The following is a 12,958-nucleotide window of genomic DNA, read 5'->3' as shown; positions in this document are numbered from 1 at the left end:
AGGACACGACCGCGCGAGAACGCAGAGGTGCCGCCATGAAAGCCATCGTCCAGGAACGCTACGGACCGCCCGAGCAGGTTCTCGGCCTCAAGGAGATCGACCGGCCCGCCCCGGGTCCCGAGGACGTGCTCGTCCGCGTTCGCGCCAGCAGCGTCAACACCCCCGACTGGATCGCCGTCACCGGCGTCCCCTACCTCCTCAGGCTCCAATTCGGACTCAAGCCTCCGGCGGGCGCGGTGCGCGGCAGCGACGTCGCCGGGATCGTTGAGGCCACCGGCGAGGCCGTCACCGACTTCGAGCCCGGCGACGAGGTATTCGGATCACTGTGGACCGAGACGCTCACCACCGCCGGAGCCTTCGCCGAATACACCGTCACCCCAGCGAAACTGCTCGCCGTCAAACCGCCTGAGGTCAGCTTCGAAGAGGCCGCCGCCGCGGTCATGTCCGGTGCGACCGCCCTGTGCGCCATCAGGGACACCGCGAAGGTCGAGGCGGGCACGCGGGTCCTCGTCAACGGCGCCTCCGGCGGCGTCGGCACCTTCGCCGTCCAGATCGCCAAGCACCTCGGCGCCGAAGTCACCGGAGTGTGCGGGCCCGGCAACGCCGAGATGGTCCGCGAACTCGGCGCCGACCACGTCATCGACTACACCGCAACCGACTTCACCGAAGCGCGAGGACGCTACGACGTCATCCTCGACAACGTCCTCAACCGCCCGCCGCGCCGCACGGCCCGCGCGCTGGCCCCCGGCGGCGTGCTCATCCCCAACAGCGTCGGGAACACCGGCGGCCTGTTCGCCGGGCTCGGCCGGATGGCCGGCGCGAAACTGCTCGGACTGACCGGCCGCGCCGACGTGCGGTTCAGCCCCTGCGTCACCGACCGCGCCAACCTGACCGCCCTCGGCGAACTGCTCGCCTCCGGCGCGATCACCGCCGTCATCGACCGCGCCTACACCTTGGACGAGACGCCGAAGGCCGTGGCCCACATGCTCGGCCACCACGCCCGCGGCAACATCGCCGTCACCGTGCCCGAATGAACGCCCGCACGGGCTCAGTCGGCGAGTTCCACTGCCGCCGCGACGAAGTCCGCGAGTGCGGCGCTCACGGGCGCGTGCCTCGGCCAGGCCAGCGCGACCCGGCTCGGCGCGACGCCCGTGAGCGGACGGTACGCCACATCGGGACGGGCGTAGTAGCGCGCGGCGGACTCGGGCGCGAGGGCGATGCCGTCGCCGTTCGCGATCGCCGTCAGCCAGTCGTCCGGCAGCGCCGTGACCGCGCCGATCCGCACCGGGCGGCCTCCGCGGGACTCGGCGCCGAGCCAATGGTCGCGGAACGCACCGGTCGCGGCCGGGGCCGCGACGAACGGCTCGTCCAGAAGCTCCTCGAAGCGCAGGGCGCCGCGCCGGGCGAGCGGATGAGTCGCCGCCATGGCGACGCAGCGGGGTTCGGTGAGCAAGGCCGCAAGCCGGTAGGCGTCCTCGCCGGGAAAGGGCAGGCGCATGAAGGCGGCCTCGACCTCCCCACGCTCCAGGGCCTCGGCGGGGGCGGCCCAGGTGGACTGGCGCAGCTCCACCCGCCAGCCGGGGCGCCGCTCCTTGAAGGCCGCGATGATCGCTTGGGTCTTCTCGTTCGCGGCGCTGGCGAGGAAGCCGATCCGCAGGACTTTGGCGGCCCCGGCTTCGGCGGCGCGCACGGCCCGCTCGGCGAGGTCCCAGGCTTCGAGGACGGCGGGCAGGGTCTCTGCCAGGGCCTCGCCAGGGCCGGTGAGGGCCATGCCGGTCTTCGAGCGGTGGAACAGGGTCGCGCCGAGTTGCTCTTCCAGTTTCCGGATCTGCTTGGTCAGGGCCGGTTGGGAGAGGTAGAGGCGGGCGGCGGCGCGGGTGAGGCTGCCGGCTTCGGCCACTGCCGCGAAGGAGCGCAGCAGCCGCAGGTTCGCTTCCATAACCGGAGGTTATCGATGCTGGTATTGGACGCGTGGAGCGGGGCGGGCAAGACTGGAGGGGCACGGCGGAACGGCCGCCGGGAAGCTTCGGAAGGTCGCCGCATGTCGATCGCGTTCGTCGTCGTCACCTTGGTCGCCATCGCGTGCAACGCCGTCGAGGCGGTCGCGAACTTCGTGGGCGCGGCCTGGGTCAAGCGGAACTCGCGTGCGGTCGGGGTGCCTGACTCGTGGCTGCCATTCCTCGGGTTCGTGAAGGCTGCGGCGGTGGTCGGGTTGGCGGTGGGGCTGTTCTGGCGGCCGCTGGGGGTCGCCGCGGCGGCGGGTCTGGTGGCGTTCTTCGTGTGCGCGATGGTGGCCCACGTCAGGGCGCAGGTCTTCCACAACATCGCCGGTCCGCTGCTGTTCCTGGGGTTGAGCGCCGCGACGCTGTGGCTGATGGTCGCGGCCTGAGGAGCGTTGAGCGGCGATGCCCGAGAACGGCGGTGCCCTTTAAGGACGATGCTCATGAACGACAGGGCCCTTGAGTGACGATGCCTCTGAACGACAATGCCTTTGAACGGCAATGGTCGGCGGGCTCCGCTCCGGGGGAAGCGGAACCCGCCGACCGGTGAGGGTCAGCCTTTCGGCGCTAGTTCAGTCCGGCCGCGATGGCGTTCATGAGTTCGCCGTCGCTGGTGTCGCCCGACAGCTCCCAGGAGAACGCGCCTCCGAGGCCCTGCGAGTTGAGCCAGTCGACCTTGCTCGCGATGGTCGCGGGCGTGTCGTAGCTCCACCATTCGCCGTTGCAGTAGGCGTAGGCGGTGCCGGCGACGGTGCCGGTGGCCGGGCACTTGGTGACGAGGACCTTGTAGTCCTCGATGCCCGCCTCGTAGGTGCCGGGGGCGGCGCCCGTCGCGGAGCCGCCCGGGGACGAGTCGCTGACGCCGGTCCAGCCGCGGCCGTAGAAGCCGAAGCCGAGGAGCAGCTTCTCTGCCGGGACGCCGATCGCCTTGAGCCTGCTGATGGCGGTGGCGCCGTCGAAGCCCGCGATCGGCTGGCCGGAGTAGCTGTTCAGCGGCGAGTGCGGGGCGGTCGGTCCGGTCGCGTCCCAGGCGCCGAAGTAGTCGTAGGTCATGACCATGTAGTAGTCGACGTACTGGGCGGCCGCGTCGTAGCCGCCGAGGTCGATCTTGCCGCCGGAGGTGCCGTCGGCGGTGATCGCGGCGGTGACCAGCTCGCCGCCGAAGCGGTCGCGCAGGGCGCTCATCAGCGTCGGGAAGGCGCCGGTGCCGCTGGTGTCGCAGGTGAGGCCGCAGGCGTTGGGGTACTCCCAGTCGATGTCGATGCCGTCGAACAGGCCGTCCCAGCGCGGGTCGTGCAGGAGGTTGTAGCAGGACTCGGCGAAGGCCGTCGGGTTCTGCGCGGCCTGGCCGAAGCCGCCGGAGTAGGTCCAGCCGCCGAAGGACCAGACGATCTGGATGTGCGGGTACAGCTCCTTGAGCTTCAGCAACTGGTTGAAGTTGCCGCGCAGGGGCTGGTCCCAGTTGTCGGCGACGCCGTCCACGGATTCGGCCGCGGTGTAGGCCTTCTCGAGGGCCGCGTAGGAGTCGTCCAGCACGCACTGTCCGTTCTGGACGTTGCCGAACGCGTAGTTGATGTGGGTGATGTCCTCGGCGGAGCCGGAGGTCACGATGTTCTTGACGTGGTAGTTGCGGCCGTAGGTGCCCCACTCGGTGAAGTAGACCGCGTTGACCTGCTCGCTCGGCGGGTCGACCGGCGGATCGGTGGGCTCGTCGGTCGGGTCGTCCGTGGGCTCTTCGGTGGGCTCGTCGGTCGGGTCGGTGCCGGCGCCGCAGGCGCCCAGGGACTCCCAGACGCCCCATTCGCCGGTGGTGCCGGGCTCCTCGCCGGTGGTCCACCACTTGGCGCGGTACTCGGTGCCGTTGTGGCTCGCCTGGTCGCCGCCGACGTAGACCGCGGAGGAGGTCCAGGCGGGGGAACAGGCCGATTGGGCGGAAGCGCTAAAGGGGTTCGCGACGGTGTAGATCAGACCGCTCGCCACGACGGCCAGGGTCGCGGTGAGGGCGACGATCATCCGTCTGGTCTTCAGTCGTCTCAATGTTCCTCCAAAAGTAAAGAGACTTTACTGATAGGTGTCTTTATCTTTACGGGAAGACCCTCCGAAGTCAATAACTCAGATCGAGAAATTTCAATGCTGACGGTTTGTGGCACAGTCGGTCGAAATGGGAGCGCGATCTCGCGCACGCAGGGTGACCAGTGGCTCGACGCTTTCGATTTGCGCGGCAACGATATGGTGTTCGTTGAAGGCAGGCAGGGCCAGAGGGGCGGGATCGAATGCGGTCCCGCCCCTCGCCCGTTCCCTTTGCGAATCATGGACATCGATGTGTAACAGCCAGCCGTTGCGTCTGAAACCGCGATGCAGTAGGGAGCAGATGACGACGATGAGGAGCAGGACGAGCGGGTAGCCGAATTTCCAGTGCAGCTCCGGCATGTCCCTGAAATTCATCCCGTAGATCCCCGCGATGGCGGTGGGCACCACGGCGATCGCGGCCCATGCGGAGATCTTCTTCATCGCGTCGTTCTGCCAGGTGCCGATCTGGCCCTGGTGGGCGGTGAGCACTGTCGTCAGCAGGTTCATGCACGTCTCGATCGCCGCGTCCACGCGGATGAGGCGGCCGGCGACCGGGCCGAAGTGCTCGCGCTGGAAGACCGGGGACGCGGCGCGGCGCTGCCGGACCAGGCGCGCGAAGGGCACGAGGGGTTGCACGGCGTTGCGGAACTCCAGCGCCTCGCGGATGAGGAAGTAGATCTCCTGGTTGCGGTCGATCCGGTCGCCGGAGAAGACCGCGCGCTCGATGTCGGCGACGTCGTCGGCGAGGTCTTCGACCGCGCTGTCGTACTGCTCGACCACCGATGCGAAGAGGGCGTGGACGACCGCGACGGCGCCTTCGGCGCGGAAGGACTCCTCGTCGAGCCGGTCGCGAACGGCCGGAACGGGATCGACGAGGCCGCGGCGGACGGTCACGAGGGAGCGCTCGTCGGTGTAGATCGCGAGGTCGCCGGTCTCGACCTGGCGGGTGGCCTCGATGTACCAGACGGTCTTGATGAGGACCATCGCCGCGTCGCCGGCGGTCTCGACCTTGGGGCGGCGGTGGATCGCGCGCTCGGGGTCGGCGCCGAAGCGGTCGAGGCCGAGGGCGTCGAGGGCGAGACGGAGGGTCTCGGGTTCGGGCGAGTCGAGGTCGACCCAGATGAAGCCGCCGTGGTCGGCGGTGGCGTCGGCGCGCAGGTCGGCCGCGCGGCCGCTGCGGTCCTCGGACCCGTTCGGGCCGATCACGGTGTAGTCGATCATCCGCGCCCCCGATCAGTCGACCCGAGTCTAGGCGTGGAAAAGGGATCGCGGGAGCGGTCCGAGTACGGCGGGGGGCCGGCCATCCCTAACCCCCACCCTCCCGAGAGGGGAAGGAAGTCTGGGGCGATCGTGTCTCGCGGGTGCGACAAGAAACGGGCCGGATCGGCCCGGTGCGGTGAAGGTTCACCGGATCGTGTGAGCGAACGCGAGGAGGTGGTGGCATTAGGGCCGGCAGGGCGGGTAGGTGCGCGGTGATGCGGAGGAGCACGGCATTGTGGTCGGCGCGAGTTCCGATCAGAAATGAGGTAAGTGCAGCAATGTGGTGCGTGCGGGGAGGACCGATCGCGCATGGGAAACACGCGGCGAAGCGATGGGCGCGAGTTTCGGTCAGGTCTCGTAGACGATGCGTTGGGCCGCCTCGTGGGCTCGGCGGGTCAGTTTTCGGTAGTGGTTCAGGAACCGCTCGGTGTCCTCGCCGAAGCCCAGCGTCTGCGCCAGACCCGCCAACTCCGGGCCTGATCGCGGCAGGTCGTCCCTCGGGACCCCGCGCGCCAGCGTCATGTCGTTGCGCACCCGCGACACGAACTCCCACGCCTCCCGCAGCGCCCGCAGATCGGCCCGCGACAGGTACCCCGCCGCCGCGGCCGCCTCCAGTGCCGGGACCGTCCGCGTCGTGTGCAGCGACTCGTCCTCCCCGTGCTCGAGCTGGAGCAACTGCGCCGTCCACTCGATGTCCACCAGTCCCCCGCGTCCGAGCTTGGTGTGCCCGTTGGGATCGGCGCCCCTCGGCAGCCGCTCGGAGTCCACTCGGGCCTTGACCCGCCGGAACTCGATCCGCTCCGCCTCGCTGAGACCGCCGCCCTTGTACCGGATGCCGTCGGCGAACTCGGTCCACGCCTCGCGAAGCCCCTCGTCCCCCGCGACCGGCCGCGCCCGCAGCAGCGCCTGCCGCTCCCACAGCCGCGCCCGGTCGGCGTAGTACCGCCGGTAGGCCGCAAAGCTCGGCGCCAGAGCACCGCCCTTGCCCTCGGGCCGCAGATCCAGGTCGATCACCAAGGGAGGGTCCGCACTCGGCGCGCCCAGCAGGGTGCGCGCCGACTCCGCGATCTTCGCCGCCGCCTTGCGTTCGGCGTCAGACGATCCTGAATGGATGAACACGACGTCCGCATCGGAGCCGAACCCGGTCTCGCGGCCTCCCAAGCGGCCCATGGCGATGATCGCGATCGGCGGCGCCTCCGCCACGTTCCGCGACGCGATCGCAAGGGCCGCTTGCAGTACCGCGTCGGTCAGATCCGAGAGCGCGAGGCCCACGCCCTGGTCGTCGAGCAGGCCAAGGAGATCGGCCGCGGCGATGCGGATCAGCTCCCGGCGCCTGATCGCGCGCACCGCGCCGATCGCCGCCGTCGCGTCCGTGTGCCGCGCCCCCGCCTGGAGCATCCCCGAGGTCAGCTCCTCGCGCGGCCGCGGCGTCAGATCGGCGTTGTCCGAGAGGTACCGCAGCGACTGCGGCACGTGCAACAGGAGCGACGCGAAGTACCGCGACGTGCCCAGCAGCCGCGCCAGGCGGACCGCGGCGGGCCCGCCGTCGCGCAGCAGCCGCAGGTACCAAGGGGTCGTGCCGAGCTTGTCCGAGACCTGCCGGTACGCCAGCAGCCCGCGGTCGGGCTCGGGCGAGTCGGCGAGCTCGTGCAGGACCACCGGCAGCAGCGCCCGCTGCACCGTCGCGGTGCGGGAGACGCCCGCGGTGAGCTTCTTGATGTGGGCGAGCGCGCTCGCCGGGTCGGCGAAACCGAGCACCGCCAGACGCGAGGCCGCCTCGGACTCGGTCATGCGCAGCTCATGGGTCGGCACGCGGGTCACCGCGTCGAGCAGCGGCTTGTACAGCAGTTTCTCGTGCAGGCGCCGCGCGGTCGTGGCGTGGGCCCGCCACGCGGCCAGGAAGCCGTCGTCGGTCTTGTAGCCGAGCGTGCGGGCCAGATGGTGGAGCGGCTCGCCGCCGTCGGGCACCCGGTGCGTGCGCAGCAGCCGCTGGAGCTGGAGCCGGTGCTCGACGGTGCGCAGGAAGACGTAGGTGTCGGCGAGGTCCTCGCCGTCGCGCCGGGCCAGGTAGCCGCGCTCCACCAGCACATCGAGCGCGTCCAAGGTGGATCTGACTCGCAGCGTGGGGTCGCCGCGGCCGTGGACGAGCTGAAGCAGTTGGACGGCGAACTCGATGTCCCGCAGCCCACCGGGGCCGAGCTTGATCTCGTAGCGGCGCTCGGCGCTGGGCACCGAGTCGGCGACCTTGCGCCGCATGTCGCGAATGTCGGCGACGACGCCGGGCCGGTCGGCCGCGCCCCAGATGAACGGCTGCACGGCCGCGAGCCAGTCGCCCCCGAGTTCGAGGTCCCCCGCGGCGGGCCGGGCCTTGAGCAGCGCCTGGAACTCCCAGGTGCGGGCCCAGTCCTCGAGATAGGCCTGGTACGACTCGATCGAGCGCACCAGGGCGCCGCTGCGCCCCTCGGGCCGCAGCCCGGCGTCGACCGGCCACGTCGCGGGCCCGACGATCTGGATCATCCGGGCGGCCTGGCGCGTGGCGAGTTCGAGGTCGCCTTCGGCGACGAACACGACGTCCACATCGGATACGTAGTTGAGCTCCTCGCCGCCGGTCTTGCCCATGGCGATCACGGCCAGGCGGACGTCATTCGAAGCGTCGGTCTCGGCGCGGGCGAGTTCGAGCCCCCGCGCGAGCACCGCGTCGGCCAGGCGCGCGAGGGCCGCGGAGGTGCGCTTGAAATCGGCCCCGCCGGTCAGGTCGGCGGCGGCGATGCGCAGCAGGTTCGCCTTCCAGGCGCTGTTGAGCTCGGCGACGCCTGCCTCGCGGATGCGCGCGAAGCCGGCGTTCTCGTCCTCGGTGAGGGCGGGCTCGACGTCGGGGTGGGCGCGCAGGTAGTCGGCCAGCGCGTTGCTGGCCTCGACGACGGCTTGTCGGGCTTCGTCTCGGAGCATCAGTGTCCAGCGTCGATGACCGGCAGGGCCTTGCGTTCTCCTGCGGCGACGCGGGCGAAGCGCTGGAGGATCGGGCGCCAGGCGGCCACGATGTGCCGGTCGACCTCGGCGGCCTTGGCGAGCGCCGCTTCGTCGAAGTCGCCGAAGCCGGCGAGCTGTTCGGGGGTGAACTCGAAGTGGGACTGGACGCCCCAGGCGGTGTCGCGGATGCGGAAGACCTCGAGGGCGCCTTGCGGGGAGGCCGCGAGGAGGGTGGCCTCTTCGGGGAGTTCGACGAGTTCTTGGCGGCGCCAGCGGATGACGTCGAGGGTCATGGGCGCGGGGCCGAAGATGAGGTCGCGTCCGGCGGCGTCGCGTTTGGCGAGCATCCGGGGGCCGAAGGGCCCCTCCTCGTGGTCTTCGACGCGGCCGCCGAAGGCGGCGGCGAGCATTCGGGAGGAGGAGCAGATCGCGAGCGTGGGCGTGGTGTCGGCGACGGCGGTCTCCATGAGTCCGGTGAGGTCGTCGCTCCAGTCCTTGCCGCGGCCGCCGCCGAGGGCGATGAGGGCCTCGTGCCCTCCGGCGGTGTTGGGTACGGCCTCACCGAGGTGGGGCCGTATCGTGTCGAGCTCCATGCCGGCTTCGACGAGCCAGGTCGCGGCCCGGCCGAGCCCTTGCGCCGGGTCGTTCTCGATGACGAGTGCGGTGGTCACACGACCCATGTTAATGGGTCACAGATGCATGTACCGCTTGCGTTCGAAGGTGGTCACCTGGGTGCGGTAGTCCTCCCACTCCTGGCGCTTGTTCTTCAGGAAGTAGTCGAAGACGTGCTCGCCGAGGATCTCGGGGACGAGTTCGGAGGACTCCATGGTGTCGAGGGCTTCGGCGAGGTTGCCCGGTAGCGGCTGGTATCCGGCGGCGACGCGTTCGGCGTTGGTGAGCGCCGAGACGTCGTCCTCGGTGCCGGGGGCGAGTTCGTAGCCCTCTTCGATGCCCTTGAGGCCGGCGCCGAGGAGCACGGCGTAGGCGAGGTAGGGGTTGGTGGCCGAGTCGAGGGAGCGGATCTCGACGCGGGCGGAGTTGGGCTTGCCGTAGGCGGGGACGCGCACGAGCGCGGAGCGGTTGGCCTTGCCCCAGGAGACGTAGGAGGGCGCCTCGGAGATCTGGCCGGGCTGGGGGCTGGTGAACAGCCGCTTGTAGGAGTTGACCCACTGGTTGGTGATGGCGGTGAACTCGGGCGCGTGGCGCAGGAGTCCGGCGATGAAGGCCTTGGCGGTCTTGGAGAGCCGCTGCTCGTCGCCGGGGTCGTGGAAGGCGTTGTCCTCGCCTTCGAAGAGGGAGAGGTGGCTGTGCATGCCGGAGCCGGGCTGGGCGGTGTAGGGCTTGGGCATGAAGGAGGCGGTGACGCCGGAGGTGAGCGCTACTTCCTTGACGATGTGCCGGAAGGTCATGATGTTGTCGGCGGTGGTGAGCGCGTCGGCGTAGCGCAGGTCGATCTCCTGCTGGCCGGGGGCGACCTCGTGGTGGGAGTACTCGACGGAGATGCCGACGCGTTCGAGCGCGAGGATGGCCTGGCGGCGGAAGTCGCGGGCGGTGGAGTGGGTGGTGTGGTCGAAGTAGCCGCCGTCGTCGACCGGGGTGGGCATTCTGCGCCCGTCGGGGTCGATGTCGGAGAGCAGGAAGAACTCGATCTCGGGGTGCACGTAGAAGGTGAACCCGCGGTCGGCGGCCTTGGAGAGGGCCCGGCGCAGGACGTGGCGCGGGTCGGCCCAGGAGGGGGCGCCCTCGGGGGTGAGGATGTCGCAGAACATGCGCGCGGACTCGCCTATGCCGCGGCCTTCGAAGGGGAAGACCTGGAAGGTGGTCGGGTCGGGCATGGCGACCATGTCGGACTCGTAGACGCGCGCGAAGCCCTCGATGGCGGAGCCGTCGAAGCCGATGCCCTCTTCGAAGGCGGATTCGAGCTCGGCGGGGGCGACGCTGACGGACTTGAGGGTGCCGAGGACGTCGGTGAACCACAGCCGGACGAACCGGATGTCGCGTTCTTCGAGCGTGCGAAGCACGAACTCCTTCTGTCGTTCCATGGTGTCCTCCTCGGTCCTGGGGCGGCAATTGTCTCACCGGTTTGTGTCAATGACGTTAACGCAGGCAGATCGCGATTAAAACGTGAGCTGGGTACCGTAGTGAGCATGTTCGCAGGCGAGATCAAAGAGTTGTGGCGTTACCCGGTCAAGGGCCTCCGCGGGGAGGCCCTCCAGTCCGCGGTGATCGGTTTCGACGGCATGGCCGGGGACCGGGTCCTGGGCCTGTCCGAGCCGGGCGGCGAGAAGTCGCTGTGGGGCGGCAGCCATCCGAAGATGATGGGCTGGGAGGCGGCGTGGCCGGCGCAGTGCGGCTGCGCGGACGCGGTGTCGGGCGAGCCGGTGCTGTACGAGCCGGGCGGGGCCGCGTGGGCGGCGGACGACCCGGGCGTGGGCGCGCGCCTGGCCGAGACGATCGACGCGGGCAAGGGCGTGGAGCTGCGGAAGGTCGAGCGCGAGTACGGGCGGATCCTGGTGGTGTTCGCGGCGAGTCTGCGGCGGTTGAGCGAGCAGATGGGCCGCGAGGTGGAGGCGGCGCGGTTCCGGCCGAACGTGATCGTGGAGGCCGATCTGGAGCCGTTCGCGGAGGTCGGGATCGAGCGTGGGACGGCGATCCGCCTGGGCGGGAGCGAGTTCACGTTGCAGAAGCCGTGCGAGCGGTGCGTGCTGCCGAGCTGGGACCCGACGGGCGCGAATGAGCGCGACAAGGAGCTGCACAAGCACATCATCGCCGAGTTGGGGAACCATTTCGGGATCTACCTGCGGATCGACGTGCCGGCGAGGGTCGCCGTGGGCGACTCGATCGGGGCCTGAGGCCGCGCTCGGGGACTGAGACGCCCTGAGCCGGGGATCGGTCGGCTCAGGGCGTGCCCTCAGCATAAGCCCGAGGGACGACATGCTGGGTTCACGCGATGCGCTCGGTGACCCAGCGGTGGATGAACGGGTAGAGCTCTTCGAGGGTCGCGCCGGAGGCGGTGGCCCGGGGCCAGGGCCGCCCGTAGTGGTCGATGTAGAGGGTGGCGCAGCCGCGGTCGGCGGCCGGGGCGAGGTCGTTGCGGGGGATGTCGCCGATGCTCAGGAGCGTTTCGGGCGGGCGCTCCTCCAGGAGTTCGTCGAGGATCGCGTCGAGCCCTTCAGGCTTGCCGGCGTCGCCGATGACGTGGTCGAACAGGCCGTCGAGTTCGAGCCTTTCGAGCACCGGCTCCAGGGTCGCGGCGGGCGCGTTGGTGACCAGGGCGACTTCGACCGAGCGCGGCAGGCTCCAGAGGAATTCGCGGAAGCCCTTGGGGGTCCAGACGTCGAACTCGCCCGCGGCCATGCGTTCGCGGGTGGCGATGTAGGCGTCGTGGCGGGCGGCGTCGGCGACGCCGAACTCGCCGGCGAGGCGGCGGACGGCGTTGTCGGCGTCGTAGGCGTCGAAGGTGGAGGCGGTGGTGGGCTTGCCGGCGAGGAACGCGGCGTGGGCGGCGAGGAGGGCGTCTCGGTCTTCGGGGGCGAGGTGGGCGGCGACGAGGCGCGCGTAATGCGTCGCGTGCTCGGATCCGAGCCGTACGGTGCCGTCGTAGTCGAAAAGCAGGATGGCGTCGTTCACGTATTGAGACGCTACGCGACTCGCCGCCGCACCCAAAGGGACCGAGCCCGAATGTGGTTCGCGAGCTTCACCACATCGGTCGGCGTCGCGGGCCTTGTCCGGGCTACTCGAAACTGTGCGCCCGGGTGGGGAACTCGCCTGAGCGCACCTCGTCGGCGTAGGCCTTCGCGGCGCCTTGGAGGACGTCGGCGAGTTCGGCGTAGCGCTTGACGAACCGCTGCGGGCGCCCGCGCCGGAGCCCGGCCATGTCCTGCCAGACGAGGACCTGCGCGTCGGTGTCGGGACCAGCGCCGATGCCGACGGTCGGGATCGGGATCTGCTTGGTGATCTCGGCGGCGACCGAGGCGGTGACCATCTCCAGGACGACGGCGAAGGCGCCGGCCTCGGCGACGGCGTGCGCGTCGGCCTCGACTTCGGCGGCCTGGGCGTCGCGGCCCTGGACCCGGTAGCCGCCCACGGCGTGCTCGCTCTGCGGCGTGAACCCGATGTGGCCCATGACGGGGATGCCCGCGTCGGTGAGCGCCCGGATCTGGGCGGCCATGCGCCGCCCGCCTTCGAGCTTGACGGCGTGCGCGCCGGCCTTCATGAACTTGACGGCCGTCTCCAGGGCCTGCGCGGGCCCGGCCTCGTAGGAGCCGAAGGGCAGGTCGGCGACGACGAGGGTGCGGTGGGTCGAGCGGGCGACGGCCGCGACCAGCGGCAGCAGCTCGTCGACCGAGACCTGGAGGGTGGTCTCGTAGCCGTAGACGTTGTTCGCGGCGGAGTCGCCGATGAGCAGCGCCGGGATGCCGGCCTCGTCGAAGAGGGCGGCGGTGTACATGTCGTAGGAGGTGAGCATCGCCCACTTCTCCCCGCGCTCCTTGGCCTCGATGAGGTGGCGGGTGCGGATGCGCTTGACGTTCTTGCCCGGCCCGTACAGGCTCGGGATCTCGTCTGCGGTGTTCGCGGCGTTCGATGAAGACGTCATCGTCGTGGCTCCAGAATCTCCTCGTGGCCGGTCGAGCCGGTCCCCGGGTGTTGGCCCTCCA

11 protein-coding genes are annotated in these 12,958 nt (G+C 70.3%); 3 read left to right on the top strand and 8 right to left on the bottom strand.

Annotated elements, in window-relative coordinates:
* The first annotated feature begins 35 nt into the window (after positions 1-35).
* Positions 36-1,034: an NAD(P)-dependent alcohol dehydrogenase gene (locus tag IF12_RS0103230; protein WP_030154480.1), complete on the top strand. Its 999-nt coding sequence runs from the start codon at positions 36-38 to the stop codon at positions 1,032-1,034.
* Between the two features lie 14 nt (positions 1,035-1,048).
* Here the strand turns inward: IF12_RS0103230 and IF12_RS0103225 are convergent, their stop codons facing one another.
* Entirely contained in the window at positions 1,049-1,939 is an 891-nt protein-coding gene (locus IF12_RS0103225) for a LysR family transcriptional regulator (RefSeq protein WP_030154478.1), read from the bottom strand.
* A gap of 102 nt (positions 1,940-2,041) precedes the next feature.
* Here IF12_RS0103225 and IF12_RS0103220 point away from each other — a divergent pair, with 102 nt between their 5' ends.
* A complete protein-coding gene (locus IF12_RS0103220; RefSeq protein ID WP_030154476.1) occupies positions 2,042-2,389 on the top strand; it encodes a DoxX family protein in 348 nt (115 codons plus the stop codon).
* Positions 2,390-2,567: 178 nt separating this feature from the next.
* Here the strand turns inward: IF12_RS0103220 and IF12_RS0103215 are convergent, their stop codons facing one another.
* The 5 genes from IF12_RS0103215 to glnA all read right to left on the bottom strand — a co-directional run bounded on the left by IF12_RS0103215 (position 2,568) and on the right by glnA (position 10,342).
* Positions 2,568-4,013: a glycosyl hydrolase family 18 protein gene (locus tag IF12_RS0103215; protein ID WP_035748241.1), complete on the bottom strand. Its 1,446-nt coding sequence runs from the start codon at positions 4,011-4,013 to the stop codon at positions 2,568-2,570.
* Positions 4,014-4,127: 114 nt separating this feature from the next.
* Positions 4,128-5,291 (bottom strand): magnesium and cobalt transport protein CorA, encoded by a 1,164-nt coding sequence (locus tag IF12_RS0103210; RefSeq protein ID WP_051703907.1) that lies wholly within the window; start codon positions 5,289-5,291, stop codon positions 4,128-4,130.
* A 387-nt stretch (positions 5,292-5,678) separates the two neighbouring features.
* Positions 5,679-8,279 carry a bifunctional [glutamine synthetase] adenylyltransferase/[glutamine synthetase]-adenylyl-L-tyrosine phosphorylase gene (locus tag IF12_RS0103205; protein WP_030154471.1) on the bottom strand — a complete coding sequence of 867 codons (2,601 nt, stop codon included), beginning with the start codon at positions 8,277-8,279 and terminating at the stop codon, positions 5,679-5,681.
* Positions 8,279-8,971, bottom strand: coding sequence for a type 1 glutamine amidotransferase (locus IF12_RS0103200; RefSeq protein ID WP_030154469.1), 693 nt, complete (start codon positions 8,969-8,971; stop codon positions 8,279-8,281). The genes IF12_RS0103205 and IF12_RS0103200 overlap by 1 nt, the downstream gene beginning before the upstream one ends.
* Before the next feature lie 18 nt (positions 8,972-8,989).
* On the bottom strand, positions 8,990-10,342 hold the full coding sequence (gene glnA, locus IF12_RS0103195) for a type I glutamate--ammonia ligase (RefSeq protein ID WP_030154467.1): 1,353 nt from the start codon (positions 10,340-10,342) through the stop codon (positions 8,990-8,992).
* Positions 10,343-10,447: 105 nt separating this feature from the next.
* Here glnA and IF12_RS0103190 point away from each other — a divergent pair, with 105 nt between their 5' ends.
* The gene (locus IF12_RS0103190) at positions 10,448-11,152 is read left to right on the top strand and encodes an MOSC domain-containing protein (RefSeq protein ID WP_030154465.1); all 705 of its coding nucleotides are present in this window, start codon (positions 10,448-10,450) and stop codon (positions 11,150-11,152) included.
* 91 nt (positions 11,153-11,243) lie between these two features.
* Here IF12_RS0103190 and IF12_RS0103185 read toward each other — a convergent pair whose 3' ends face one another.
* Positions 11,244-11,930: an HAD family hydrolase gene (locus IF12_RS0103185; protein ID WP_035748240.1), complete on the bottom strand. Its 687-nt coding sequence runs from the start codon at positions 11,928-11,930 to the stop codon at positions 11,244-11,246.
* 103 nt (positions 11,931-12,033) lie between these two features.
* Complete coding sequence (gene panB / locus IF12_RS0103180) at positions 12,034-12,897, bottom strand: 3-methyl-2-oxobutanoate hydroxymethyltransferase (RefSeq protein ID WP_030154462.1); 864 nt, start codon at positions 12,895-12,897, stop codon at positions 12,034-12,036.
* Positions 12,898-12,958: the final 61 nt, after the last annotated feature.

The organism is Glycomyces sp. NRRL B-16210 (genome assembly GCF_000719515.1).
Classification (GTDB): Bacteria; Actinomycetota; Actinomycetes; order Mycobacteriales; family Micromonosporaceae; genus Glycomyces.
Note: the sequence above shows the minus strand (reverse complement) of the source record. Positions and strands in the feature narration are given on the sequence as shown.

Excerpts from the sequence above, each read along its gene's own strand:
- IF12_RS0103230 (WP_030154480.1), top strand. The coding sequence starts at position 36 with ATGAAAGCCATCGTCCAGGAACGCTACGGACCGCCCGAGCAGGTTCTC.
- IF12_RS0103225 (WP_030154478.1), bottom strand. The coding sequence starts at position 1,939 with ATGGAAGCGAACCTGCGGCTGCTGCGCTCCTTCGCGGCAGTGGCCGAA.
- IF12_RS0103220 (WP_030154476.1), top strand. The coding sequence starts at position 2,042 with ATGTCGATCGCGTTCGTCGTCGTCACCTTGGTCGCCATCGCGTGCAAC.
- IF12_RS0103215 (WP_035748241.1), bottom strand. The coding sequence starts at position 4,013 with ATGATCGTCGCCCTCACCGCGACCCTGGCCGTCGTGGCGAGCGGTCTG.
- IF12_RS0103210 (WP_051703907.1), bottom strand. The coding sequence starts at position 5,291 with ATGATCGACTACACCGTGATCGGCCCGAACGGGTCCGAGGACCGCAGC.
- IF12_RS0103205 (WP_030154471.1), bottom strand. The coding sequence starts at position 8,279 with ATGCTCCGAGACGAAGCCCGACAAGCCGTCGTCGAGGCCAGCAACGCG.
- glnA (WP_030154467.1), bottom strand. The coding sequence starts at position 10,342 with ATGGAACGACAGAAGGAGTTCGTGCTTCGCACGCTCGAAGAACGCGAC.
- IF12_RS0103190 (WP_030154465.1), top strand. The coding sequence starts at position 10,448 with ATGTTCGCAGGCGAGATCAAAGAGTTGTGGCGTTACCCGGTCAAGGGC.
- panB (WP_030154462.1), bottom strand. The coding sequence starts at position 12,897 with ATGACGTCTTCATCGAACGCCGCGAACACCGCAGACGAGATCCCGAGC.